The 26465-nt window shown below is 63.1% G+C and carries 22 protein-coding genes; 17 read left to right on the plus strand and 5 right to left on the minus strand.

What is annotated here, in order from left to right; all coding sequences use genetic code 11:
* Positions 1-16 precede the first annotated feature (16 nt).
* Genes xdhB through uraH form a run of 3 tightly spaced genes read right to left on the minus strand, consistent with a single transcriptional unit; the run spans position 17 to position 4239 of the window.
* The gene (gene xdhB / locus HGP13_RS01740; RefSeq protein WP_172234586.1) at positions 17-2380 is read right to left on the minus strand and encodes a xanthine dehydrogenase molybdopterin binding subunit; all 2364 of its coding nucleotides are present in this window, start codon (positions 2378-2380) and stop codon (positions 17-19) included.
* On the minus strand, positions 2380-3861 hold the full coding sequence (xdhA, locus tag HGP13_RS01745) for a xanthine dehydrogenase small subunit (RefSeq protein WP_172220654.1): 1482 nt from the start codon (positions 3859-3861) through the stop codon (positions 2380-2382). The genes xdhB and xdhA overlap by 1 nt, the downstream gene beginning before the upstream one ends.
* Before the next feature lie 3 nt (positions 3862-3864).
* Positions 3865-4239, minus strand: coding sequence for a hydroxyisourate hydrolase (gene uraH, locus HGP13_RS01750; RefSeq protein WP_172220657.1), 375 nt, complete (start codon positions 4237-4239; stop codon positions 3865-3867).
* A 201-nt stretch (positions 4240-4440) separates the two neighbouring features.
* Here uraH and puuE point away from each other — a divergent pair, with 201 nt between their 5' ends.
* The 14 genes from puuE to HGP13_RS01820 all read left to right on the plus strand — a co-directional run bounded on the left by puuE (position 4441) and on the right by HGP13_RS01820 (position 20555).
* Positions 4441-5859 carry an allantoinase PuuE gene (puuE, locus tag HGP13_RS01755; RefSeq protein ID WP_172220660.1) on the plus strand — a complete coding sequence of 473 codons (1419 nt, stop codon included), beginning with the start codon at positions 4441-4443 and terminating at the stop codon, positions 5857-5859.
* Between the two features lie 10 nt (positions 5860-5869).
* Positions 5870-6733 (plus strand): bifunctional allantoicase/(S)-ureidoglycine aminohydrolase, encoded by an 864-nt coding sequence (locus tag HGP13_RS01760; protein WP_172220663.1) that lies wholly within the window; start codon positions 5870-5872, stop codon positions 6731-6733.
* A complete protein-coding gene (locus HGP13_RS01765; protein ID WP_172220665.1) occupies positions 6730-7236 on the plus strand; it encodes an ureidoglycolate lyase in 507 nt (168 codons plus the stop codon). The genes HGP13_RS01760 and HGP13_RS01765 overlap by 4 nt, the downstream gene beginning before the upstream one ends.
* Positions 7233-7826 carry a nucleoside deaminase gene (locus HGP13_RS01770; protein ID WP_172220668.1) on the plus strand — a complete coding sequence of 198 codons (594 nt, stop codon included), beginning with the start codon at positions 7233-7235 and terminating at the stop codon, positions 7824-7826. The genes HGP13_RS01765 and HGP13_RS01770 overlap by 4 nt, the downstream gene beginning before the upstream one ends.
* A 97-nt stretch (positions 7827-7923) precedes the next feature.
* Complete coding sequence (locus tag HGP13_RS01775; protein WP_172220671.1) at positions 7924-9909, plus strand: CocE/NonD family hydrolase; 1986 nt, start codon at positions 7924-7926, stop codon at positions 9907-9909.
* A gap of 152 nt (positions 9910-10061) precedes the next feature.
* Positions 10062-11648 carry an ABC transporter substrate-binding protein gene (locus HGP13_RS01780; protein ID WP_172220674.1) on the plus strand — a complete coding sequence of 529 codons (1587 nt, stop codon included), beginning with the start codon at positions 10062-10064 and terminating at the stop codon, positions 11646-11648.
* A 15-nt stretch (positions 11649-11663) separates the two neighbouring features.
* Entirely contained in the window at positions 11664-12623 is a 960-nt protein-coding gene (locus tag HGP13_RS01785; RefSeq protein WP_172220677.1) for an ABC transporter permease, read from the plus strand.
* Between the two features lie 9 nt (positions 12624-12632).
* Positions 12633-13457 carry an ABC transporter permease gene (locus HGP13_RS01790; RefSeq protein WP_172220680.1) on the plus strand — a complete coding sequence of 275 codons (825 nt, stop codon included), beginning with the start codon at positions 12633-12635 and terminating at the stop codon, positions 13455-13457.
* On the plus strand, positions 13457-15112 hold the full coding sequence (locus HGP13_RS01795) for an ABC transporter ATP-binding protein (protein ID WP_172220683.1): 1656 nt from the start codon (positions 13457-13459) through the stop codon (positions 15110-15112). The genes HGP13_RS01790 and HGP13_RS01795 overlap by 1 nt, the downstream gene beginning before the upstream one ends.
* A 110-nt stretch (positions 15113-15222) precedes the next feature.
* The gene (locus tag HGP13_RS01800; RefSeq protein ID WP_172220686.1) at positions 15223-16812 is read left to right on the plus strand and encodes an ABC transporter substrate-binding protein; all 1590 of its coding nucleotides are present in this window, start codon (positions 15223-15225) and stop codon (positions 16810-16812) included.
* A 97-nt stretch (positions 16813-16909) separates the two neighbouring features.
* Positions 16910-17749 carry an alkaline phosphatase family protein gene (locus tag HGP13_RS01805; protein ID WP_172220689.1) on the plus strand — a complete coding sequence of 280 codons (840 nt, stop codon included), beginning with the start codon at positions 16910-16912 and terminating at the stop codon, positions 17747-17749.
* Between the two features lie 121 nt (positions 17750-17870).
* Positions 17871-18437, plus strand: coding sequence for a sigma-70 family RNA polymerase sigma factor (locus HGP13_RS01810; RefSeq protein WP_172220692.1), 567 nt, complete (start codon positions 17871-17873; stop codon positions 18435-18437).
* 14 nt (positions 18438-18451) lie between these two features.
* Complete coding sequence (locus tag HGP13_RS01815) at positions 18452-19120, plus strand: anti-sigma factor (protein WP_172234587.1); 669 nt, start codon at positions 18452-18454, stop codon at positions 19118-19120.
* Positions 19110-20555, plus strand: a complete 1446-nt coding sequence (locus HGP13_RS01820) for a S8 family serine peptidase (protein ID WP_172220695.1) — start codon at positions 19110-19112, stop codon at positions 20553-20555. The genes HGP13_RS01815 and HGP13_RS01820 overlap by 11 nt, the downstream gene beginning before the upstream one ends.
* A 5-nt stretch (positions 20556-20560) precedes the next feature.
* Here the strand turns inward: HGP13_RS01820 and HGP13_RS01825 are convergent, their stop codons facing one another.
* The gene (locus tag HGP13_RS01825; protein ID WP_172220698.1) at positions 20561-21211 is read right to left on the minus strand and encodes a hypothetical protein; all 651 of its coding nucleotides are present in this window, start codon (positions 21209-21211) and stop codon (positions 20561-20563) included.
* A gap of 108 nt (positions 21212-21319) precedes the next feature.
* Entirely contained in the window at positions 21320-22342 is a 1023-nt protein-coding gene (locus HGP13_RS01830) for a substrate-binding domain-containing protein (protein WP_172220701.1), read from the minus strand.
* A gap of 365 nt (positions 22343-22707) precedes the next feature.
* On the opposite strand from HGP13_RS01830, the gene HGP13_RS01835 reads away from it, so the two are divergent.
* The 3 genes from HGP13_RS01835 to HGP13_RS01845 all read left to right on the plus strand — a co-directional run bounded on the left by HGP13_RS01835 (position 22708) and on the right by HGP13_RS01845 (position 26463).
* Positions 22708-24063 (plus strand): ABC transporter substrate-binding protein, encoded by a 1356-nt coding sequence (locus HGP13_RS01835; RefSeq protein WP_172220704.1) that lies wholly within the window; start codon positions 22708-22710, stop codon positions 24061-24063.
* A 230-nt stretch (positions 24064-24293) separates the two neighbouring features.
* On the plus strand, positions 24294-25307 hold the full coding sequence (locus HGP13_RS01840; protein ID WP_172220708.1) for a sugar ABC transporter permease: 1014 nt from the start codon (positions 24294-24296) through the stop codon (positions 25305-25307).
* A 1-nt stretch (position 25308) separates the two neighbouring features.
* Complete coding sequence (locus HGP13_RS01845; RefSeq protein WP_172220713.1) at positions 25309-26463, plus strand: carbohydrate ABC transporter permease; 1155 nt, start codon at positions 25309-25311, stop codon at positions 26461-26463.
* The last annotated feature ends 2 nt before the right edge of the window (positions 26464-26465 follow it).

Below are 26465 nucleotides of genomic sequence, written 5' to 3' on the forward strand. Positions count from 1 at the left end.
GCACGTTCTGCGCGTTTCAGGCGCCTGCCTTGACCTCTCTCTTCAGCCTCTCGATCGCCATCAGCACGCGTTCTGGCGTCGCCGGCGCATCGAGGCGCGGGCAGATCTTGTGGTCAGCGACACTGGCCACCGCATCCGACAGCGCGTGCAGCACCGACATGCCGTGCGGCAGCGGCGGCTCGCCGACCGCCTTGGAGCGGTGGATGGTCGGCTCGTAGGCCTGCGACCAGTCGGTCAGCGCCACGTTGAAAATCTTCGGCCGGTCGGACGCCAGCGGGATCTTGTAGGTCGACGGCGCATGGGTGCGCAGCCGGCCCTTGCCGTCCCACCACAGTTCCTCCGTCGTCAGCCAGCCCATGCCCTGTATGAAGCCGCCCTCGACCTGACCAATGTCGATCGCGCGGTTCAACGATCGGCCGCAATCGTGCAGGATATCGGTGCGCTCGATGACATATTCGCCGGTTAGCGTGTCGACAGACACTTCCGAGCAGGCCGCGCCATAGGCGTAATAGTAGAAGGCGTGGCCCTGGCCCTTGCCGCGGTCCCAATGGATTTTCGGCGTCTTGTAGAAACCGGCGGCCGAAAGTTGGACGCGCCCGATATAGGCCTGCTTGACCAGATCGTTGAAGCTGACCTCCTGGTTGCCGACGCGGACGCGATTGGGCAGGAACACCACCTGATCGACCGGAACCTGGTATTTTTCGGCGGCGAAATCGGTCAACCGCTGGCGGATCTGGCGGGCGGCATTCTGCGCCGCCATGCCGTTGAGGTCAGCGCCGGAGGATGCCGCCGTCGGTGCCGTGTTCGGCACCTTGGCGGTGGTGGTGGCGGTGATTTTCACCCGATCGAGATCGATCTGGAATTCCTCCGCCACGACCTGCGCCACCTTTAGGTGCAGGCCCTGCCCCATTTCGGTGCCGCCATGGTTCATGTGCACGGAACCATCGGCATAGACATGCACCAGTGCGCCGGCCTGGTTGGACTCGGTTTTGGTGAAGGAAATGCCGAACTTGACCGGCGTCAGCGCCAGGCCGCGCTTGATGAAGCGGCTGTTGGCGTTGAAAGCCCGTATCTCACGCCGACGCCGCGCATAGTTGGCGCTTTCCTCGAGCTCGGCGACGATGCGCTGGATGATGTTGTCCTCGACCTTCTGGTGATAGGGCGTGACGCAGCGCGCGCCGATCGCCTCCATCGGGTCGTAGAAATTCAACTTGCGGATTTCGAGCGGGTCCTTGCCGACGGCGAAGGCGACCTCGTCGATGACGCGCTCGGCGCCGATCATGCCTTGGGGGCCGCCGAAGCCCCGGAAGGCCGTGTTGGAAACGGTGTTGGTGTAAAGCGGCGCCGACTTGGCGTGGACGTTCGGATAGAAATAGGCGTTGTCGCAATGGAACAGCGCACGGTCGCCGACCGGACCGGACAGGTCGGCCGAGAAGCCGGCATTGAGTGCGAACATGAAGTCGACGCCGAGGATATTGCCCTCATTGTCGAAGCCGACCTCATAATCGATGGCGAAATCGTGCCGCTTGCCGGTGGCGGTCATATCCTCGTCGCGGTCGAGCCTGACCTTCACGGCCCGTTTGTGCTTCTTGGCCGCGATCGCGGCGATTGCCGCGCACTGGTTGGCCTGTGTTTCCTTGCCGCCGAAGCCGCCGCCCATGCGGCGGACTTCGACCGTCACCGCATGGCTCGGCACGCCGAGCACATGGGAAACGAGATGCTGGGTCTCGCTCGGCCCCTGGGTCGAGCAATAGACCGTGACCTCGTCGTCTTCGCCCGGCACGGCCAACGATACCTGGCCCTCGAGGTAGAAGTGGTCCTGCCCGCCGAGCTTCATCCGCCCCTTCACCCGACGGGGCGCCGCGGCGATCGCGGCAGCCGGGTCGCCGCGCCGCAAGGTCAACGGGGTGGTAACCAGCCTGTCCTTGATCGGGTCCAGCGGCCAGATGCCGAGGATCGCGGGAAGCTCATCATATTCGATCCTGGCCAGGCGCGCAGCCCGCCGAGCCGCCTCGCGCGTCTCGCCTATCACCGCGAAGATCGGCTGGCCGAAGAACTGCACCTTGCCTTCCGCCAGCACCGGGTCGTCATGCATGTTGCTGGGCGAGACGTCGTTTTCGCCGGGCACGTCGGCATAGGTCAGCACATCAACGACGCCGGGAGCTGCCCGCACGGCCGAGAGGTCGACACTCTTCAGCGTGCCATGCGCCACCTTCGACAGGCCGAGCCCGACATGCAGCGTGCCTGCCGGTTCCGGCATGTCGTCGATATAGACGGCGGTGCCGCTGACATGCTTGTGGGCCGAGTCGTGGCGCTGATCGGTGGCGACGCCGCCGACGATCTTCTCCGCCTTGAGATTTGATGTGGCGTGCTTGTTCATCATGCCGCCTCGTTGCGGGACACCTGGAAGGGCGCCCTGGTGCCGGTGGTCTCGACGAAGAAGCGCAGCAACAGGTTTTTCGCCGCCAGAGCCCGGTATTCTGCTGACGCCCGCATGTCGGTGAGCGGGGTGAAATCCCTGGCGTATTCGGCCATCGCCGTGTCGACCGTCTCTTCGGTCCAGGGTTTGCCGAGCAGCGCCTTTTCGACAGAAAACGCTCGTTTCGGCGTCGCCGCCATGCCGCCATAAGCGATGCGCATATCGGCGACCGTGCCGTCCTTGGCCAGCGCCAGGAAGAAGGCGCCGAGGGCGGCGGTGATGTCCTCGTCGCGGCGCTTTGTAATTTTGTAGACGGCAAATTTCGTGCCCTTGGCCGGGACAGTGACGTGCACGGCCTCGACGAACTCGCCGGGCTGCCGGTCCTGCTTGCCATAGGCGATGAAGAAGGTTTCCAGCGGGATCGTGCGCCGCTTCTTGCCCTTGCGCAACGTCAGGCGCGCGCCGAGTGCGATCAAGGGTGGTGGCGTGTCGCCGATCGGCGAGCCATTGGCGATGTTGCCGCCGATGGTGCCCATGTTGCGCACCTGTTCACCGCCGATGCGGTCGAACAACGGCCCCAGCGCCGGGATACGCTTGGCGAGCGTCGAGAAGGCTTCGGTGTAGGTGACGCCGGCGCCGATCGAGATGACGCCCTTGTCTTCCGAGATGGTGCACAGCCCGTCGAGATTGCCGATGAAGACCACCGGCGAGATATCGCGCATGTGCTTGGTCACCCACAGGCCGACGTCGGTCGAACCGGCAACGATGGTGGCGCCGGGTTCGTTGTCCAGTATGGTGGCGAAATCGTCGACATTGGCCGGCACGATGAGCCGCGCCTTGGCTGAACCGATCTCGACCCGCGCGCCGTCCCGCAAGGCTTCGAGCCTCGCCGTGATCGCCTTGCGCTCCACCGCCAGCGGATCCTTCGCCACCTTGCCGTAGCTGGAGATGGCGTGCGCGGCGCGCATGATCGCCTCGTAGCCGGTGCAGCGGCAGAGATTGCCTTGCAAGGCCTTTTCGATCGCCGCGTTCGATGGGTCCGGCGACTTCATCCACAGGCCATAGAGCGACATGACGAAGCCCGGCGTGCAGAAGCCGCATTGCGAGCCGTGGAAATCGACCATCGCCTGCTGCACAGGGTGCAACTGGCCGGGCTCGCCGCGCAGATGCTCGACCGTCACGACATGAGTGCCGTCGAGCGAGCCGACGAAGCGGATGCAGGCATTGACGCTTTCATAGACCAGTCCGCCGGCCGATAGCTTGCCGACCAGCACGGTGCAGGCGCCGCAATCACCCTCGGCGCAGCCTTCCTTGGTACCGCGCAGCGACCGGTCGAGCCGCAGCCAGTCGAGCAAGGTCGCGTCGGGTGCCACCGACGACAACACGACATCCCTGCCATTGAGGATGAAGCGGATCTCGTTGCGGACGGAAATCTTGGCCATGCCTCAGCTCCCCCTGTAGGTCGAATAGCCGTAGGGCGAGATCAGCAATGGTACATGATAGTGCACCGCCTCCGCCATGCCGAAGCGGATCGGCACACTGTCGAGGAAGGCCGGCTCGGGCAGTTTTGTGCCCTGGCCGCGCAAATAATCGCCGGCCGCGAACACCAGCTCGTATTCGCCGGTACGGAATTCCGCTCCGGCGAGGAGTGGTGCGTCGCAACGGCCGTCGGCATTGGTGACAACGGTCTTCAGATGTTTCCGGGCGTCGCCCTCAAGGTGATAAAGCGCGATCGACAATCCAGCCGCCGGCTTGCCGGTCGCCGTGTCCAGCACGTGGGTCGTCAGGCGCCCGCCATCGGCTTTCGACGTTTCTGCCATTGGCCGCCTCCCTTTCCAGTATGAACGAACTGGCTGGTACAATCGAACACTAGTGATGAATTGTGCGCCAATTAAAGGCGATGCATAAGTCCCGGTCGAGCGGAGTGCGACAAAAACACTTTCAAAAATTTTCGGGGGAATGCGAGAAGCACCCTTTCGATATCCTGATCATAGTTCGGGCGATGCCCGGCCGGAGGGACAATGCGTTACATCAGAGACATGCGCGGCTATGGAGCCAACCCGCCGGACCCGAAATGGCCTGGCGGTGCGCATGTCGCCGTGCAGTTCGTCGTCAATTACGAAGAGGGCGGCGAGAACTGCGTCCTTCATGGCGACAAGGCTTCGGAAGCCTTTCTCTCGGAAATCGTCGGCGCGGCACCCTGGGTGGGCCAGCGCCACTGGAACATGGAATCGATCTACGAATATGGCGCGCGGGCCGGCTTCTGGCGGCTGCTACGCCTGTTCACCGAGGCCGAGGTGCCGGTGACCTGCTACGGCGTCGCCTCAGCACTGGCACGTTCACCCGACCAGGTCACGGCCATGCAGGACGCCGGTTGGGAAATCGCCTCGCACGGGCTGCGGTGGATCGATTACCGCGACCATGCCCCGGAAGATGAACGCCGTGACCTCGAAGCAGCGATCAAGCTGCATTACGAGGTGACCGGCCAGCGCCCGACCGGCTGGTATACGGGGCGCACATCCGTCAACACGGTGCGTCTGGTCGCCGAAGAAGGCGGCTTCGACTACGTGTCGGACACCTATGACGACGAACTGCCCTACTGGTTCGAGCACAGTGGCGGCACGCAGCTCATCATTCCCTACACGCTCGACGCCAACGACATGCGCTTCGCCACGCCGCAGGGCTTCAATTCGGGCGATCAGTTCTTCGCCTATCTGAAGGACAGTTTCGACACCCTCTATGCCGAGGGCAAGGCCGGGCGGCCGCGCATGATGAATATCGGCCTGCATTGCCGGCTTGTCGGTCGTCCCGGCCGGGTGGCGGCGCTGAAGCGGTTCGTTGACTATGTCAAATCGCACGACAAGGTCTGGCTGGCACGGCGCATCGATATCGCCAGGCATTGGCAGGAGAACCATCCCTACAAGCCGGCGGCGCTGCGCCCGTCGAAAATGGAATTCGAGACCTTCGTCCACACATTTGGCGGCGTGTTCGAACATTCGCCTTGGATCGCCGAGCGAGCCTACGAGCTGGAACTCGGTCCGGCACACGACACCGCAGGCGGCCTGCACAATGCGCTTTGCCGCATTTTCCGCGCCGCCAGCGAGACCGAGCGGCTCGGTGTGCTCAACGCCCATCCCGACCTCGCCGGAAAGCTGGCCAAGGCCAGACGGCTGACGGCGGAATCCACCCGAGAACAGGCCTCTGCCGGCCTCGACGCGCTGACCGACAAGGAACGCGAACTGTTCTCCAAGCTCAACGCCGCCTACGTCACCACCTTCGGCTTCCCCTTCATCATCGCGGTGAAGGGCAAGACCAAGGAGGAAATCCTGGCGGAGTTCGAGGTGCGCATCGGCAACGGTCGCGGCGTCGAACTCGATACCGCCTGCAAACAGGTCGAGCGCATCGCGCTGCTCCGCCTCAGGGATATGCTGCCGCAATAGGTTTGAACCCATGGATACGATCACGATGCCCGAGCGAACCTATTATGCCCCGCATGGCGGCCATTCCGGACAGACAGAGCTGCTGACAGGCCGCGCCGTCTTCACTGAGGCCTATGCCATCATCCCCAGGGGCGTGATGCAGGACATCGTCACCAGCGCCTTGCCGTTCTGGGACAAGACCCGTGTCTGGATCCTGTCGCGGCCGCTGTCCGGTTTTGCCGAGACATTCTCGCAATATATCGTCGAGGTCGCGCCCGGCGGCGGCAGCGAGCGGCCGGAGCCCGACGCTGGCGCCGAGGGCGCCCTGTTCGTGGTCGAGGGCGAACTGACAGTTCTGCTCGCCGGCAAGAAGCATGTCTTGCGGCCGGGCGGCTTTGCCTTTCTGCCGCCGTCCAGCGGCTGGACCGTTCGCAACGAAAGCAAGGCCGCAGTCCGCTTCCATTGGATTCGCAAGGCTTACGAGGCGGTCGACGGTCTCGACACGCCGGAAGCCTTCTTCACCAACGAGCAGGAGATCGCGCCGACGCCGATGCCCGGCACCGAGGGCCGCTGGGCGACAACGCGGTTCGTCGATCCGGCCGATCTGCGCCACGACATGCACATGACCATCGTCACGCTCGAGCCCGGCGCCGTCATTCCTTTCGCCGAAACCCATGTCATGGAACACGGGCTCTATGTGCTGGAAGGCAAGGGGGTCTATCGCCTCAACCAGGACTGGGTCGAGGTCGAGGCCGGCGACTATATGTGGCTGCGCGCCTTCTGCCCGCAGGCCTGCTATGCCGGAGGTCCCGGAAAATTCCGCTATCTGCTCTACAAGGACGTCAACCGCCACGCCAAGCTTGGCAGTGCCGGCATTGCAAGGCGGGCGCCGTGACCCGCATCGTCGCGCGGCCGCTGACCCGCGAGAACTTTGCCGCATTCGGCGATGTGATCGACATGGGCGGCGACACCCACTACCCGATCAATGGTGGGCGCGCCGAACGCTACCACTCCCTCGCCACCGCCGAGGCCGCAGGGCCGAACGCCCGTGTGCTGATCTCGATGGTGCGCGGCACACCTTACGAGTTGCCGCTAAAGCTGACCATGGTCGAGCGCCACCCTTTCGGCAGCCAGGCTTTCATCCCGCTGTCGCCGCGGCCGTTCCTGGTCGTCGTCTGCCATGACGGCAAGGAGGGGCCGGGCGAGCCGCATGCGTTCATCACCGCGCCCGGACAAGGCATCAACTATTCCCGCAATCTCTGGCACGGCGTGCTGACGCCGCTCGGCGAGGCTCAGGATTTCCTGATCGTCGACCGTGGCGGCGACGGCTCCAACCTCGAAGAATTCCATTTCTCGCACGCCTACGAGATCCACCTTCCCGACGGGATTCCTTCATGACCGACATTTCGCTGATCGACCGCCTGCTCGACGTCATCGAGCACGACATTGTGCCGAAGACGGCCGAGGGTGTCTCCCACGGCAACAAACTGTTCGGGGCGGCGATCCTGAGGAAGGACGACCGCTCGCTGGTGCTGGCCGAAACCAACAACGAGATCGAAAACCCGCTCTGGCATGGCGAAGTGCACTGCCTGAAGCGTTTCTACGAGATGCCCAGGGCCGAGCGTGTCGACACCAAGGACGCCATCTTCATCGCCACGCACGAGCCCTGCTCGCTCTGCCTGTCGGCGATCACCTGGACCGGCTTCGACAATTTCTATTACCTGTTCAGCCATGAGGATTCGCGCGACAGTTTTGCGATCCCGCACGATCTGAAAATCCTGAAAGAGGTCTTCACCCTCGATCCCGGCGGCTACAATGCCGAGAACGCCTATTGGAAAAGCTTTTCCATCCGCAGGCTGGTACGGGCGCTACCCGAGGTCGAACGCCAGCGGCTGGAGACGCGTATCGGCAAGATCTCGGCCCGTTACGACGAGCTGTCAGGCGCCTACCAGGCAAGCAAGGACGAAAACGACATTCCGCTGAACTGAGGGTGTGAAGCAGGCTGCGGCACAGGTCGCATAATTCGCTGCGCCAGTCGCGAATGGCGATTGAAAGTTGCGGCGCCACCGGGCGTTATGCGCACCCATGAAAACCGTCACCGAATTTCCCCGCAAGGTCGTCGAATTCCCCGATATGGGCATCGTCATGCCGGATGGCTGCCGGCTGTCGGCGCGGGTGTGGATGCCGGAAGATGCCGGCGACGATCCGGTGCCTGTCATCCTGGAGCACCTGCCCTACCGCAAGCGCGACGGCACCATCTTTCGCGATCAGCTGACCCATCCCTATTTCGCCGGGCACGGCTACGCCTCGATCCGCGTCGACATGCGCGGCAATGGCGATTCCGAAGGGCTGATGGACGACGAATATTCCGAGCAGGAATTGCAGGACGCCTGTGACGTCATTGCCTGGGCGGCCAGCCAACCCTGGTGCAATGGCAATGTCGGCATGATGGGCATCTCCTGGGGCGGCTTCAATTGCCTGCAGGTGGCGGCCAGAGAGCCGCCGGCGCTGAAGGCGGTGATCAGCCTGTGCTCGACCGTCGACCGCTATGCCGACGACATCCACTACAAGGGCGGCTGCCTGCTGATCGAGAATTTTGGCTGGGCCTCGACGATGCTGTCCTATTCGTCGCGGCCGCCGGATCCGCTGATCGCGGGCGACAACCGCTGGCGTGATCTGTGGCTGACCCGATTGGAGAACCAGTCCTTCCTTTTGCCGCTCTGGCTCAGCAACCAGCACCGCGACGCCTACTGGAAACGCGGTTCGATCTGCGAGGATTTTTCCGCAGTCAAAGCCGCCGTTCTGTCGATCGGCGGCTGGCATGACGGCTACCGCAACACGATCTCGCATCTCGTCACCAACATCGAAGCGCCGGTGAAGGGCATCGTTGGCCCCTGGATCCACAAATATCCGCATTATGCCGGGCCTCAACCGGCCATCGGCTTCCTGCAGGAGGCGCTGCGCTGGTGGGACCATTGGCTGAAGGGCGCGGAGACCGGCGTCGAGGACGATCCCGCCTACCGCGCCTATGTGATGGACAGCGTACGCCCGGCCCGTTGGCATCCGGAGCGGCCGGGCCGTTGGGTGGCGGAGCAACAATGGCCGTCGCCCGCCATCACGGTCCAGACGATCGATCTGCTTCCCAAGGGGAGCAGACTTGCAATCGTCGCCTCGCCGCAGACCTGCGGCCTTGCCGGCGGCGAGTATTTCCCGTTCACCTTCGGCCCGGAACTGCCCGGCGACCAGCGTCCCGACGATGCGCTGTCGATGTGTGTTGACCAGCCTGAACTCGCCGAGGCGATCGACATTCTCGGCGCGCCGGACGTTCAGGTCACGTTCTCTTCCGATCGCCCGCAGGCCAACATCGCGGTACGGCTCTGCGACGTGCATCCCGACGGCGCTTCCGAGCTGATCTCCTATGGCGTGCTCAACCTGACGCACCGCGACTCGCATGAATTCCCGCAAGCCTTGGTGCCGGGCGAAACCGTCTCCGCACGTGTCGTGCTCGACCAATGCGCCTATCGCGTGCCTGCTGGCCACCGCCTGCGCATCGCCGTATCGAACGCCTACTGGCCTGCCATCTGGCCATCGCCGGAACCGGTGAAACTCACCTTGTCGGCTGCGAAGCTGGCCTTGCCGCTGCGCCCGCTGGCGACAGGCGACGAAGTGACGTTCGCCGAGCCGGAAGGCGCTGCGCCCTGGGCGACCGAAACGATCCGTGCCGCCAATTCCGAACGCCATGTCGATCGCGACGAAAAGACGGGAATGGTCACGCTTTCCATATCTGATGATTTCGGCGAGGTACGCGATCTCGACCACGGCCTGGTCAATGGCAGCATCGCTCGCGAGACATGGACGATCCATCCTGACAATCCACTGTCAGCTTCGGGAAAAACACACTGGACGCAGACACTGTCGCGAAAAGGATGGTCGGTGCGCACCGAGACGTGGGCCGAGATGCGATCGGACGCGCAAAACTTCATCGTCAGCGCCAGAATCGAAGCCTATGAGGGTGAAAAAATCGTCTTCGAGCGCAATTTCGAGGAAAAGATTCCACGCGCGCTCGTTTGAGCGCTGAAGCCTTGGTCCAAATGCGACGTACGATTTACGCCACGGCATGTCGCATTCGGTCTTGCTTACCGCGTTAGCTTACCCTCATTATTCAGGGAGAATTAACAAAGAAATCGACCGCAGAGTCGAACCAACAGAGTGAGGAACTCATAATGTCAAACGAACTCGAATTCCTTAGCCGGCGTGTCGCAGCAGGCAAACTGAGCCGTCGTGATTTTCTCGGCCGCGCGGCAGCGCTCGGCATCGCCGCACCCTTCGCCAACTCGCTGCTTTCAAGCGCGGCACGGGCGGCAGGCCCGGTCAAGGGCGGCACATTAAAGGCCGGCCTGGTCGGCGGTGAGTCCACCAACAGCCTCGATCCGGCGCTGATGATGACGCAGGTGCCATTCGCCTTCGGCAAGATGTGGGGTGAAATGATCGTCGAGCTGTCGCCGGAGGGCAAGCTCGAGAACCGCATCGCCGAAGAGATCGGTTCGTCCAAGGATGCCAAGGTCTGGACGCTGAAGATCCGCGACGGCGTCGAGTTCCACAACGGCAAGACTGTGACCGCCGATGACGTCGCCGCCACACTCGAGCGCCATTCGGACGAGAAGTCGAAGTCCGGCGCGCTCGGCTACATGAAGGGCATCGAGACCATCAAGGTCAACGGCAAGGAAGTCGTGCTGACGCTGAAGGAAGCCAATGCCGACCTGCCTTACCTGCTCAGCGACTATCACCTGATCGTCCAGCCCAATGGCGGCAAGGACAAGCCCGACGCGGGCATAAGCGCCGGCCCGTACAAGATCGCCACCAACGAGCCGGGCGTGCGCCATGGCGGCGAACGCTTTGCCAACTACTGGCAGGGCGACAAGATGGGCCATGCCGACCAGATCGAGATCATCGTCATCAATGACGCCACGGCGCGCACGGCGGCCCTGCAGGGCGGCCAGGTCAACATGATCAACCGCGTCGAGCCGAAGATCGTCGACCTGATCAAGCGCGTGCCGGGCGTCACCATCCGCAACCATGCCGGTCCGGGCCATTACGTGTTCATCATGCATTGCAACACGGCGCCGTTCGACAACAACGACCTCAGGATGGCGCTGAAGCTGTCGATCGACCGCGAGGAGATGCTGAACAAGGTGCTGCGCGGCTACGGCTCGCTCGGCAATGACTTTCCGATCAACGCATCTTACCCGCTGTTCACCGAAATCGAGCAGCGCAAGTTCGATCCGGACAAGGCCAAGTTCCACTACAAGAAGTCTGGCCATGACGGCACGGTACTGCTGCGCACGTCGGATGTTGCCTTCCCGGGCGCGGTCGACGCCGCGCAACTCTACCAGCAGAGCGCGGCCAAGGCCGGCATCAAGCTGGAGATCAAGCGCGAGCCGGGCGACGGCTACTGGTCGGAAGTCTGGAACAAGCAGCCCTTCTGCGCCTCCTACTGGGGCGGCCGCTCGACGCAGGACCAGATGTATTCGACCGCCTATCTGTCGACAGCGGACTGGAACGACACGCGCTTCAAGCGCCCCGACTTCGACAAGATGGTGCTGGCGGCGCGCGCCGAGCTCGACGAGGCCAAGCGCAAGGCGATGTACCACGACATGGCGGTCATGGTGCGCGACGAAGGCGGCCTGATCCTGCCGATGTTCAACCAGTTCATCGACGCCACCGGCGCCAAGGTCGATGGCTGGGTCGACGATCCGCATCAGGAGCTGATGAACGGCTACGCCCTGGCAAAGTGCTGGCTGCAGGCCTGAGCCGGCTTTGCGGATATGTCCTCGCCCATCTTGAAGCTAATTGCCCAGCGCATCGCGCTGGGCATCGTCCTCTTGCTGGCCGTCTCGGTCCTGATCTTCGCCGGCACCCAGATCCTGCCCGGCGACGTCGCACAAGCCATTCTCGGACAGTCGGCGACACCGGAATCGCTCGCCAATCTGCGCGAGCAGCTCGGGTTGAACGCTCCCGCCTATGTCAGGTATTTCCATTGGCTCGGCGGTGTACTGACCGGCGACCTCGGCACGGCCATGTCGAGTGGGCAGGATATCGCTACCTCGATCAAGGGACGGCTGTGGAACACACTGTTCCTCGCCTTCTGGGCGGCGATCGTCGCCGTGCCGCTGGCGATCATCCTCGGCCTGATCGCGGTGCGATACCGCAATGGCTGGGTCGACAAGCTGATTTCCGGACTGGCGCTCGCCTCGACCTCCTTCCCGGAATTCTTCATCGGCTATGTGCTGGTCTATTTCTTCGCCGTGAAGTGGCAGATCTTTCCCGGCATCTCGACTGTCTATGACGGCATGCCCTTCGGTGAGCGCATGCAAGCGATCGCGCTACCCGCGACGGCGCTGACGCTGGTGGTGCTCGCCCACATGATGCGCATGACGCGCGCGGCGATCCTCAATGTCATGCAGTCGGCCTATGTCGAGACGGCGGAACTGAAAGGCCTGTCGGCGTTCAACGTCATCCGCAAGCACGCCTTCCCCAATGCCATCGCGCCGATCATCAACGTCGTCATGCTCAACCTCGCCTATCTGATCGTCGGCGTCGTCGTGGTCGAGGTGATCTTCGTCTATCCCGGCATGGGGCAATATCTCGTCGACCACGTCACCAAGCGCGACGTGCCGGTGGTGCAGGCCGTCGGCCTGATCTTCGCCGCCGTCTATATCAGCCTGAACATCATTGCGGACATAGCGGCGATCATCGCCAATCCGCGTCTCAGACACCCGAAATAGGGGGCGGATATGGTCGATATCAAACGTATCCCCATCCCCGCGCTGATCGGCATCATCCTGACCACCCTGTTCGTCCTGGCGGCGATCTTCGCGCCCTGGATCGCGCCGCACGACAATGGCGAAATTGTCGGCGACGTCTGGGAGCCGATGTCGGCGGCGCACTGGCTGGGCACCGACAACCTTGGCCGCGATCTGCTGTCGCGCATGATCTTTGGCGCTCGTATCACGCTGTTTATCGCGGTGCTCGCCACCGCGCTGTCGTTCTCGCTCGGCGCCATCCTCGGCTTCTCGGCGGCGGTGTTCGGTGGCTGGTTCGACACGCTGCTATCGCGCCTCGTCGACCTTTTGATGTCGATCCCGACGCTGATCATGGGCCTCGTCGTGTTGTCCGTGCTGCCGACCAATTTGGTGACACTGATCCTGGTGATGGGCATTCTCGATTCGACACGCGTCTATCGCCTGTCGCGAGCGGTGGCCGTCGACATCAATGTCATGGACTATGTCGAAGCCGCCAAGCTGCGTGGCGAAGGCAGCGCCTGGATCATCTTCCGCGAGATCCTGCCCAACGCGCTGTCGCCGCTGGTTTCCGAACTCGGCCTGCGCTTCATCTATGCGGTGCTGTTCCTGTCGACACTGTCCTTCCTCGGCCTTGGCGTGCAGCCGCCGGATGCCGACTGGGGCGGCATGGTCAAGGAAAACAAGGATGGCATCGTCTTCGGTATAGGCGCAGCACTCATCCCGGCGGCGGCAATCGCCATGCTGGCGATTTCGGTCAATCTGGTCGCCGACTGGGTGCTCAACCGTACGACAAGCCTCAAGGGAGGGCGCGGGTGATGGCTGACACCAAAGCGAAACCCGGCGTGCTGCTCGACATCCGCAATCTGCGCATCGAGGCTACCGTCTACCCGCCCGGCGAGGCGCCAAAGAACATCGTGCTGGTGCACGACGTCTCGCTGACGCTCGAGAAGGGAAAAGTCCTCGGCCTGATCGGCGAATCCGGCGCCGGCAAGTCGACCATCGGCCTGTCGTCGATGGGTTATGGACGCGGCGGTGTGCGCATCACGGGCGGCGAAGTGATCCTCAACGGCCGCGACATCCTCAAGGGCGGCAAGGAAGGCTTTCGCAAGCTGCGCGGCCGCGAGGTCTGCTATGTCGCGCAATCGGCAGCCGCCGCCTTCAACCCGGCGCACAGGCTGATGGATCAGGTGGTTGAAGCCACGTTGCTGCACGGCACGGCGTCACAGGCCGAGGCCGAGAAGCGCGCCGTCGCGCTGTTCAAGAAGCTCAGCCTGCCAAACCCCGAGACCATCGGCGAACGCTTCCCGCACCAGGTCTCGGGTGGCCAGCTGCAGCGCGTGATGACGGCGATGGCGCTGTGCTCCGAACCGGACCTGATCGTGTTCGACGAACCGACGACGGCGCTCGACGTGACGACGCAGATCGACGTGCTTGCGGCGATCAAGGACGCCATCCGCGACACCCATGTGGCGGCGCTCTACATCACGCACGACCTTGCCGTTGTCGCCCAGGTCTCGGACGAGATCATGGTGCTGCGCCACGGCCGGCTGGTCGAATGGGGCGGCACCCGCCAGATCATCAAGGAACCGCGCCAGGAGTACACCAACGCGCTGGTGTCGGTGCACGAGATCGAACATGCCGAGCAAAAGCCCGGCACGACGCCGTTCCTGTCGGTCAAGAACGTCACCGCCGCCTATGGCCGCAGCCACGTCAAGGTGCTGAAGAACGTCTCGGTCGACATTTTTCCGGGTCAGACGCTGGCCGTCGTCGGCGAGTCCGGCTCAGGCAAGTCGACGCTGGCGCGCGCCATCACAGGTTTGCTGCCGCCGGAACAAGGCACAGTCACCTTTGACGGCCGGCCACTGGCCAACAAGCTTGCCGACCGGCCGAAAGAAGACCTGCGCCAGTTGCAGATGATCTACCAGATGGCCGACGTAGCGATGAACCCACGCCAGACCGTCGGCACCATCATCGGCCGGCCGCTCGAATTCTATTTCGGCATACGCGGCAAGGAGCGCGACAAACGCGTCGCCGAACTGCTCGACAAGATCGAGATGGGCAAGGGCTTTTCCGACCGCTATCCGGCTGAGCTTTCGGGCGGCCAGAAACAGCGCGTCTGCATCGCCCGCTCGCTCGCGGCAAAACCCAAGCTGATCATTTGCGACGAGGTGACCTCGGCGCTCGACCCCTTGGTGGCGCACGGTATCCTGAAGCTGCTGCTTGAGCTGCAGAAGGAGGAGAATGTCGCCTATCTGTTCATCACCCACGATCTGGCGACGGTGAAATCGATCGCCGATTCGATCGCGGTGATGTACCGCGGCGAGGTGGTGCGCTATGGCGCGAAAAGCAAGGTGCTGACGCCTCCCTTCGATGACTACACCGACCTTCTCTTGTCATCGGTCCCGGAGATGGAGATCGGCTGGCTGGAGAAGGCGATCAAGGGCCGGCGCATGGCCAGCGCGGGGAATTAGTCAGCGTCTGGCTCAGAGCGACCATCGTCATCCGTATGCAACACTAGAGCGCCACACGTCCTTCCGGACGGGCGGTGCTCGTGACGTTGTTTACAACAAGGGGTTAGGACATGAAGACTGAACTCGACCGTCTCGCTGATCTCGCCGGCCAGGGCCGGATATCGCGTCGCGACTTCCTTGGCCGCACCGCGGCACTGGGTGTGTCGGCGGCGCTGGCAACGACGCTGGCCGGGAAAGCCTTCGCACAGACGCCGGTCAAGGGCGGCATCATCAAGGCCGGCCTGCAGGGCGGTGAATCGACCAACAGCCTCGATCCGGCGCTGAACCTCAGCCAGGTCACTTACAGCTTCGCCAAACAGTGGGGCGAATATCTCGTCCGGCTGACGCCGGAAGGTGGCGTCGAGAACCTGATCGCGCAGGAGATCGGCGCCTCGGCCGATGCCAAGACCTGGACCATCAAGGTGCGCGACGGCATCGAATTCCACAATGGCAAGACCGTGACCGTGGAAGATATCGCCGGCACGCTCGAGCGCCACGCCGACGAGAAGTCGAAGTCGGGTGCGCTGGGCGTGCTGAAGAACATCAAGACGATCAAGCCGAGCGGCAAGGAAGTGGTGGTCACGCTCGGCGACGCAGACGCCGACTTCGCCTATCTGATGGCCGACTACCACCTCGTCATCCAGCCGAATGGCGGCAAGGACAATCCGAATGCCGGCATCAGCGCCGGCCCCTACAAGGTGACCGTCAACCAGCCCGGCGTGCGCCATGGCGGCGAGCGCTTCGCCAATTACTGGCAGGGCGACAAAATGGGCCATGCCGACCAGATCGAGATCGTCGTCATCAATGACGCGACGGCGCGGTTGGCAGCACTTCAAGGCGGCCAGGTGCACATGATCAACCGCGTCGAGCCCAAGGTGGTCGACCTGGTCAAGCGCATTCCCGGCGTCACGATCGAGAACGTGTCGGGCAAGGGCTATTACCCGTTCAACATGTTCTGCGACACGGCACCCTTCGACAGCAACGACCTGCGCATGGCGCTGAAACTCGCCATGGACCGCGAGGAGATGCTGGAGAAGATCCTGCGCGGCTATGGCTCGGTCGGCAACGACTTCCCGATCAACGAAGCCTACCCGCTGTTTTCGACCGACATCGAGCAGCGCAAATTCGATCCGGACAGGGCGGCGGCTCTCTACAAGAAGTCGGGCCACAGCGGCTCCATCCTGCTGCGCACCTCCGACGTTGCCTTCCCCGGCGCCGTCGACGCCGCCCAGCTCTATCAGCAGTCCTGCGCCAAGGCCGGCATCAAGATCGAGATCAAGCGCGAACCGGGCGACGGCTACTGGTCGGAAGTCTGGAACAAAAAGCCCTTCTCGCTCTCCTACTGGGGTGGTCGCGCCACGCAGGACCAGATGTATTCCACCGGCTACGTCTCGACCGCCGACTGGAACGACACGCGCTTCAAGCGGCCGGAATTCGACAAGATGCTGCTTGCGGCGCGCGGCGAACTCGACCAGGCCAAGCGCAAGGCGGTCTACCACGACATGGCGGTACTGATGCGCGACGAAGGCGGCCTGATCGTGCCGTTCTTCAACCAGTTCATCGACGCAGCCGCCACCAACAAGATCGGCGGCTTTGCCAAGAGCCCGATCGGCGAAATGATGGATGGCTACGCGCTGGCCGAGTGCTGGCTCAACGCTTAGTCGACTCCTGCCTGTGTGATTCACGTGTAAGAACGCCGTGTGCCCGAAACGGCATGCGGCGTTCCCGTTTCAACTGCCAAACCTTGTGGAGCAGCCCATGGCGCTCAAATCCAAACTTCTGCTGATCATCCTCGATGGCGTTCCCTATCGGAACTGGCGCCGGTTGATGGGCAATCTCGAAGGCTGGGTGCAATCGGGTGAGGCGAAGGTCTGGAAGATGCGATCGGTGCTGCCGTCGACCTCGGCCTGCTGCTATGCGTCCATCCACACAGGCGTGTCGCCGCAGGTACACGGGATCCTCTCCAACGAGAACCGCTTCCGCGTCGGGCAGCCCGACATCTTCTCCGAAGTTAGCAAGGCGGGCGGCAAGACTGGCGCGGTCACCCACTCCTACTGGTCGGAATTCTTCCGCTCCTACCCGTTCGACCTGGTCGAGGACATGGAATATGACGAGCCTGGCGGGCCGATCACGCATGGCCGCTTCCACACCATGACCGGCTACAACGCGCGCAACCAGATGACGCCGAGCGATGTCGATCTGTTCGCGACGCTGACCATGCTGACCAAACGCCATGGCATCGACTACGGCATTCTGCACACCTGCACGCTGGACTCGATGGGCCACCGCTTCGGCCACGACTGCCACGAGATGGACCATGCCGTCTATGCGATGGACGGCATGCTTGCTGCCTTCCTTCCGGGCTGGATCGCGGCCGGCTACGAGGTCATGGTCACCGCCGATCACGGCCAGACCGACCGCGGCCACCATGGCGGCCACGACGACGAGATGCAGGATTTCGCGCTGTATTATTTCGGACAGGGCCAAGGGCCGCAGGCCGACACGCTGCTCGACCAGTTGCAGCTGGCGCCAACGGTGTTGAGCCGGCTGGGTGTGCCGGTGCCGGCGACGATGAGGGCGAAGCCGTTCTTGGGGTGAGTTGGCGGCTCTGGCAACCGCCCCTTACTTCGGTTAGCCTCCGCAAATTCCTTGGCGGAGGATGAACCTTTTTGGACCGATCAGCGACAGAGCAGACAGGAGCCAGGCGGCTCGACCGGCCATGACGGCAGCGACGGAGACCGATCGCGCGCTTGTCGACCGGGTCGCGAAGGGCGACCGTGCCGCCGTTCGGCTCCTGTTCATGCGTCACCACGCGCGGGTCTACCGCTTCGTGGTTCGCCAGACGGGATCGGAAATGATGGCTGACGATATCGCGAACGAAGTTTTCCTTGAACTGTGGCGACAGGCGCCTGGGTTCGAGGGACGCTCCGAAGTCTCGACGTGGCTGCTCGGCATCGCCCGGTTCAAGGCGCTGTCGCTGCTGCGCAAGAAAAAGGAAGACTGGATCGACGACGAGGCCGCCGCCGCGGTGCCCGACGGCGCCGACACGCCGGAGGTCGTCACGATGAAAGAGGACAAGGCCGCCGCCTTGCGCCGCTTCATTGACGCCTTGCCCGAAGAGCACCGCACGGTGATCGACCTTGCTTATTATCACGGACAGTCGGTGACCGAGATCGGCGAGGTGCTCGGCATCCCGGTCGCGACCGTCAAGACCCGGATGTTCTACGCCCGCAAGAAACTCGGCGAGGCCCTCAAGGCCGCCGGTTACGACAGGGGGTGGCCATGAGTAATCCTGAAGATATGAGCGCCGCTGAAAAGATGTCGCGCCGCGACGAAATGGAAACGCTGCTGCCGTTCTATCTGAACGGCTCGCTAGAAGGCTCCGATCTCGAAGCCGTCGAGGAATGGCTGGCGACCGATCCGGCGGCAATGGCAGCCCTTGGCGAGGCCGAGGCCGAATTCTCCGGCACATCGGCCGCCAATGAAGCAGTCCGCCCGCCCGCCGATGCGCTCAGCCGCTTCGCTAGGGCGTTCGACGCCGAGGCTGGACCGGCACGCAAGCCGGCAGGCTCATCCTGGCTGGCGCAGGCCTGGGGCCGCTTCATGGCGGTGCCGGTCGGCGTCGCCTGGGCAGCGGCGGCGGTCCTGCTGGCGCTGATTGCGGTGCAGTCCCTGGTGCAGCCCGGCAGCAAGGGCAAGGATTTCGAGATCGCCGGAGCGGAAGACGATCTGGCGAAACTGCCGTTCGCACTGGTCAAATTCAAGCCGGATGCGAAGATGTCGGATATTTCTGCATTCCTCGGCAGCAACGGGCTGAAGGTCATCGGCGGACCAACCGCCGACGGCATCTTCCGGCTTGCCATCCCCGCCACCAACGCGGCCGACTATACGAAGGAACTCGGCCTTATTGCCGCCCAGCCTTTCGCGGAGACTGTGATCGAGGGAAGGAAACCGGTTGATGGCGGCTGAGGCGGCCCTTCGATTTGCAGCGATCCTGGCAGTGGCGATGACAATCGCCGTGCCTGCGTCGGCGCAGAGCAAGGCCGCCAATGGCGACCAGACGAAAATCGACTGCCGCAACGGCACCAACGCTGCCGGCGCCAACTGCGCCAAGGACGGCAACGGCGCCGGCGACAATGCCGGCGGTGCGGGGCCTGCCCAGGCCGGCGCCGTCTTTCTTCCCGCCCTGATCGTCGACCTGTTTCCCAACCCGGTCGCGCCCCCAGCACCGGCGCCGACACCACGACCGGAACCGGCGACGCCGCCCGGCAACAACCAGGCCGGCCCACCGGCCGGCGGCCCGATCATTTCGCCGACCGATCTCATCGCAGTCCAGCCGCCGCGAGCCGTGACTGGCGATTTCGTGCCCGACGAGGTGCTGGTGACCGTCGACGGCGATGCCGGCGCCGTGCAGCAGATCGCCGCCTCCTTCGGCCTCGAAGTGCGCTCGCAGCGCCAGTCCCGCCTGCTCGGCACCACCTTGGTGCGCTTCGGCATTCCCGACGGCCGCCCCGTCGGCATCGTGCTTGCGCAGCTTGCCGCCGATGGCCGCACGCAACGGCGCGAAGCGAACCATATCTATTCGCTGCAGCAGGCCGCCGGCATCGTCAACTATGCCTTCGACCACATAACGCTCGACGCCAAACAGGCCAGCGGCGAAAACGTCCGTGTCGCCGTCATCGATACGGGCATCGACGACAGCAATCCGGCACTGGCCGGCGTCATCGCCGCGCAATTCGACGCCATGCCCGACGTGCCGATTGAAAAGCGCGACCATGGCACTTCGGTCGACGGGCTGATCGCCGGCGTCGGCGCACTGGAGGGGATGGCGCCGGGCGCCAGGATCTACCACGCCCGCGCCTTCGAAGGCGGCAAGTCGACCATGGATGTCATCCTGTCGGCACTCGACTGGGCGGCGGAGCAGAATGTCAGCATCATCAATATGAGCTTCGTCGGACCGAAGAACGATCTGCTCGGCGCCGCCTGCCGCAATGCCCGTGCGCTCGGCATCGTACTGGTCGCCGCCGCCGGCAATAACGGGCCTAAGGCGCCTTACGGCTATCCGGCTGCCTTCGACGGCGTGATCGCGGTGACCGCCACCGACGCCAAGGACGGGCTGATGCCGCAGGCCAATCGCGGCGCCTATGTCTTCATCTCGGCGCCCGGCGTCGAGATGGTGGCACCGAGCGGCGCCGGCTCGGACGTCGTTACCGGCACGTCTTTCGCCGCGGCGATCGTCAGCGGCGCTATCGCCAACCTCATCCATGCTTCGCCCGGCCGCACCGCCGACGATATCGAGAAAGCGCTTTCGGCGACGGCGAAGGATTTGGGGCCTAAGGGGCGCGACAATGATTTCGGCTATGGACTGCTGGACCTCAAGGCGGCGGAGGCGGCGAAAGAGTAGGTCTTTTATACAACCAGGAGTTGCCGGGTTCGGCTGATTTGCAGAAACAACGCGGATGCAAGACAAAATCCGACGACAGCCAGCCCTGATACAACAAGCCATCGCATCAACACCGCCTGCTTATCATGGCCGATGACGCGGTAGAGACCGTTGACCTCGACCATTTCGGTGTCGGACAACCGTTTTTTGGGCAGCGTTCGGTCGGTGTAGAAATATTTGGTCATCGCGTTGAATTCGAGTTCGCGTCCGATGAACATTTCGGTGGGGTTCAAGTCTGAAGTGACATAGCCCTCATAGGTGAGTTCCTGCGTGGTCCGGATGTCGACATTGTGGAAGTCCGGTTTTGTGGCGCCCGGATGGAACCAGCCTGGTGAAAACACCGTGAATGACCCGGAGCGGGGCAGATGGGTGATCGGCTGGTTGATGATTTCGACCACTTTCTGTTCTGTCCGCGCGGCTTCCGCATTTGCCTTTCCGATCCCTGGCAGCGTCCAGAAGATTGCACCGGCGGCAGTCAGCAAAAGGCCCGTTAAGCCAAGCAGAAACACGATACGGCCAACAGGGAGCGCCGGTCTCGGGGCACGGTGAACCAGGCTGACCGCGGCGTTATCGCGCCCGCGGCGGCCGAAAGCGGCGCCGGGCTGATTGGTGTTCATCGGCCCATGTTCGAACAAGCGGGCTAATGTGGCGTTAATGGGCCTGCGATTGGCTGGGAAAGCCCGCTTCGGACCGAGCCCGGTATTCACCGTAATTGGATGTTGTCCCTACGTAGGCGCGCCGGCCACTGATCCACGCACCACCAGGTCCACCGGCCAGACCTCACCTCGCGCACCATCTTCCAGCCCCGATATCCGCGCCGCCAGCCGTTCGGCGACGCGGGCGCCGGCGAGACGGATCGATGAGCGCGTCGTCGACAGCGGCACTGAAAAATTCTCCGGCTTCAGCCAGGGAAAAACGTCGTCGTGGGCGATCAGCGAGACGTCGCCTGGAATGGTGAGGCCGAGGTCGCGCACGGCGCGCACCACGCCCAGCGCCATGATCAGGCTGGAGCAGGCGATCGCCGTCGGCGCGTCGCCAGCCTCCAGCAGACGCCTGGTGGCGCGATAGCCGTTCTCCTCGGTCATGACCACGGAGCAGACATGGCGCTCGCCCAGGGTCAGCCCGCTTGCCGCGAGTGCCCGGCGTACGCCGCGCTCGCGATGGATGGCGAAGGTCTCGCGGTCGTCGCCATTGATCAGCGCCACCCGCCGGTGGCCGAGCTGGACCAGCAGCCGCGCCGCCTCGTGGAAGGCGCCCTCATTGTCGATGTCGAGATAGGGATAGTCGAAACCGAGACCTTCGCTGCGGCCATGGACGAGGAAGGGAATGCCGAGCGTGCTGACCAGCGCCACCCGACTGTCCTGCGGCATCGGCGAAGAGATATAGACGGCGTCGACCTGCCGGTTGGCGACGATGCGCCGGTAGGTCGTCTCCTGGTCGTCGGCATCGGCCGGGGACAGCACAAGGTCAAGCTCGTGCGAGCGGGCATAATCGCCCAGGCCGGACAGGAACTCGACGAAATGCGGATCGATGTCGACGGCCGCGCCCGTCGGCAGGACATAGCCGATCATGCCGGATTTGCCGGTCGCCAGCCGCCGCGCGCTCGGATTGGGGCGATAGCCATGGCGCTTGGCGGCGTCGATGACGCGCCGGCGCGTTTCCTCGTTGACCTCCGGATAGCCGTTCAACGCCCGGCTTACCGTCGTCTGCGAAAGCGCCAGCATATGCGCGAGCTGCTTGAGGTTCACAAAAGATCTCCATTCCCTCAAAGCGCTTTTAAATTGAATCGACCCAAGCGCCACAAGGGCGTGGTCATACCAGTACCAAGCATAAGCGCGGTTTGCGCAAGTTTGAAACAGAAATTACTGCTGCGCCGCCATAAAAGCATATTGCGGCGCACTTTTTTGCCTACAAACGCTCACGCTTAAACCGATTAGCCACTGTCCCCTCTTGACTCCCGAGTGAATCAATGGCGTGATCTGGAAAGCCAAAGCGCTTTGGAAGACTCTTCGAAAGGTTGCGGTTCCCTTGCGACTGAGTCACAGTCCTGCAGCGTCGGCGGGCGGAATGGAGGTTCCGTCCGGTGTATGTGACCCACTGGGAGGGAATACCGATGAAGAAAATGCTTTTGCTGGGTGCAGCGTTTGCCACGTTCGCCCTGAACGCGCCCGCGCATGCCGAACTGAAGTTCAAGCCGGGTGAAGACAAGCGCTTCAACTGGGCAAATTACGAAGACCTCAAGAAAGTCGATCTCAAGGGCGAGACCCTGACCATCTTCGGGCCGTGGCGCGGCGAGGATGAGACGCTTGTCCGTTCGGTGCTCGACTATTTCTCCGAGGCGACCGGGGCGGAGGTGAAATATTCCTCGTCTGAAAACTACGAGCAGCAGATCGTCATCGACACCCAGGCGGGCAGCCCGCCGAACATCGCCATCCTGCCGCAGCCGGGGCTCATCCAGGATCTTGCTTCCAAGGGCGTTCTGACCCCGCTGGGCGACGACGTCGCCGCATGGGTCAAGGAGAACTACGCGGCCGGCGACTCCTGGGCCAAGCTCGGCACCTTCGCAGGCAAGGACGGCAAGCCAGGATTCTATGCGCTTCCCTACAAGATCGACGTGAAAGGGCTGGTCTGGTACTCGCCCGATAATTTCGAAGAGGCCGGCTACAAGGTCCCCAAGACCCAGGAGGAACTTGCCGAGCTCGAAAAGAAGATCATCGCCGATGGCGGCAAGCCCTGGTGCATCGGGCTTGGCTCCGGCGGCGCCACCGGCTGGCCGGCGACCGACTGGGTCGAAGACATCATGCTGCGCACGCAGCCGCCCGAGGTTTACGACAAATGGGTCAAGAACGAGATTCCCTTCACCGATCCGGCAGTGGTCAATGCCATCGACATTTTCGGCAAGATCGCCACCGACGACAAGATGGTGGATGGCGGCGCCAAGGCGGTGGCCGCGACCGACTTCCGTGACAGCCCGAAGGGCCTCTTCTCGGTGCCGCCGAAGTGCTACATGCACCATCAGGCATCGTTCATTCCCTCCTTCTTTCCGGAGGGCGTAAAGCTTGGGCAAGACGCGGACTTCTTCCCCTACCCGGCCTACGCCTCCAAGCCGGAACTCGGCACGCCGCTGGAAGTGGCCGGAACGCTGGTGATGATCACCAAGGATTCCAAGCCATCGCGCCAATTCATCAAGTTCCTGCAGATGCCGCTCGCGCATGAATTGTGGATGGCGCAGAAGAGCTTCGTCACCCCCTTCAAGGGAGCCAACAAGGACGCCTATGGCAGCGAAGCACTGAAGAAGCAGGGCGAGATCCTGGTTGGAGCGACGACCGTGCGCTTCGACGGTTCCGACCTGATGCCGGGCAAGATCGGCGCCGGCTCGTTCTGGACCGGGATGATCGATCTGGTCGGCGGCAAGTCCGCCCAGGATGTCGCCACAGACATCCAGAAGAGCTGGGACGGGATCAAGTAAGCAATAGATCGGCTCGGTCGCCGAGCGCTTTATCTTCGTACTGGATCCGGACCTTGACGGCCCGGACCCGACGGCGGCCCACGCCGCCGCCGTTTTGTCATGAGCGCATCGACATGAAGCGCAATCCGTACGCGAGACATTTTGCGGCCGATCGCGCTTCAAACAACTGAATCGGCGCCTGATCCCCAAGGATACAAACCTTGCCGGATCGTGCGCAGGGGGAGGAATGCATGGCGTCTCAGATTCTCTCGGCCATATTTGTCATCATCGTTGGTGTTGGCGGCTGCGTCGCCTATTTCTGGGGCGCCAACAAGCTGGTCGACCTGATATTCCCGTCGCGTGGCGTTTCCGGCACTGCTGCGATCGACAATCTGCGCCGGCAGGGCCTGGTGCGGCCATGGCTGTTCGTCGGTCCGGCGATGATCATCCTGACGATTTATCTGATCTATCCCGTGATCGAAACGCTGCGGCTCTCCTTCCTCGACCGCGGCGGCATCAATTTCGTCGGCCTTGCCAATTATCAATGGGCCTTCGGCGATCGCGACTTCCGCAACTCGATCCTCAACAATGTGCTGTGGCTGGCTGTCGTGCCCGCCGCCTGCACCTTCCTTGGCCTGATCATTGCCGTGCTCACCGACAAGATCTGGTGGGGCACGATCGCCAAGAGCCTGATCTTCCTGCCACTGGCGATCTCGTTTGTCGGCGCCAGCGTGATCTGGAAATTTATCTACGAGTACCGCGGCGAGGGGCAGGTGCAGATCGGCATCCTCAATGCCATCATCCAGCATTTCGGCGGCCAGCCGCAGGTCTGGATATCGCTGCCGTTCTGGAACAATTTCTTCCTGATGGTCATCCTGATCTGGATCCAGACCGGATTTGCCATGGTCATCCTGTCCTCGGCGCTGCGCGGCATTCCCGAAGAGACGCTGGAAGCCGCCGTGATCGACGGCGCCAACCCGTTCCAGATATTCTGGAAGATCATGGTGCCGCAGATCTGGGGCACCATCGCCGTCGTCTGGACCACGATCACCATTCTGGTGCTCAAAGTGTTCGACATCGTGCTGACCATGACCAACGGCCAGTGGAACAGCCAGGTGCTGGCCAACCTAATGTTCGACTGGATGTTCCGTGGCGGCGGTGATTTCGGCCGCGGCGCCACCATCGCCATCATCATCATGATCGCGGTCATCCCGATCATGGTCTGGAACATCCGCCAGGCGAACAAAGAAACGGGAGGGCATTGAGATGGCCGTCGCCACCGGAAAGTCCTTCGCCAGCCGCTTCGGCGTCCACATCGCGGTGCTGATCTTTGTTACGATCTGGACCATCCCGACGCTCGGCATCCTAGTCTCCTCGCTGCGCGACAAGGACCAGATCATCGCCTCGGGCTGGTGGAACTCGTTCTCCAGTTCCAGCCAGACGGAAGCCGGCCGCCTGCCGCCCGCCTCGGCGCAGACCCAGAAGGACGGCAAATTCGTCCTCGAGGGCAACATCTTCGGCGACGGTGCCAAGCGTGCGATCAGCGCCTTCGGCGTCAAGGCGGCGGCCCCGACACAGTATCCGGTCGGCAGTCCGGCCGATCTCGGCGACGGCGTGACCCTGCAGGTCAATGCCGATGGCAGCTTCGTCATGGTCTCGCCCAAGGCGTTCGAAGGCGATCGTGGCCAGCGCGTTTACTACGCCTCGTCGGCGCCGCCGAAATTCACCACCGATAACTACAAGACCGTGCTGCTTTCGGAAGGCATCGGGCGCTCGTTCATGAACTCGCTGACGGTCACCATTCCGGCGACCGTCATCCCGATCCTGATCGCGGCCTTTGCCGCCTACGCACTGGCCTGGATGCGTTTTCCCGGCCGGGCGCTGCTGATCGCGGTCATCATCGGCCTCCTGGTGGTGCCGCTGCAGATGTCGCTGATCCCGCTGTTGAAACTCTACAACGGCGTCGGCACTTTCTTCGGCGTACCATCGAAAACCTATCTCGGCATCTGGCTGGCCCATACCGGCTTCGGCTTGCCCTTCGCCATCTACCTGCTCAGGAGCTACATCGCCGGACTGCCACGCGAAATCATGGAATCGGCGCGCATCGACGGCGCCAGCGATTTCGAGATCTTCGTCAAGATCGTACTGCCGCTGTCATTCCCGGTGCTGGCGTCGTTTGCCATCTTCCAGTTCCTGTGGGTATGGAACGATCTCTTGGTGGCGATGGTGTTCCTTGGTACGGAAGCAGACCAGATCGTGCTCACGGCCAAGCTCAACGCACTGCTTGGATCACGCGGCGGCGATTGGGAGATCCTGACGACATCGGCCTTCGTGACCATCATCGTGCCGCTAATCGTGTTCTTCTCGCTGCAACGCTATTTCGTCCGCGGGCTGCTTGCCGGCTCGGTGAAAGGAGGCTGAAA

The sequence above is a fragment of the Mesorhizobium sp. NZP2077 genome (assembly GCF_013170805.1).
GTDB lineage: Bacteria > Pseudomonadota > Alphaproteobacteria > Rhizobiales > Rhizobiaceae > Mesorhizobium.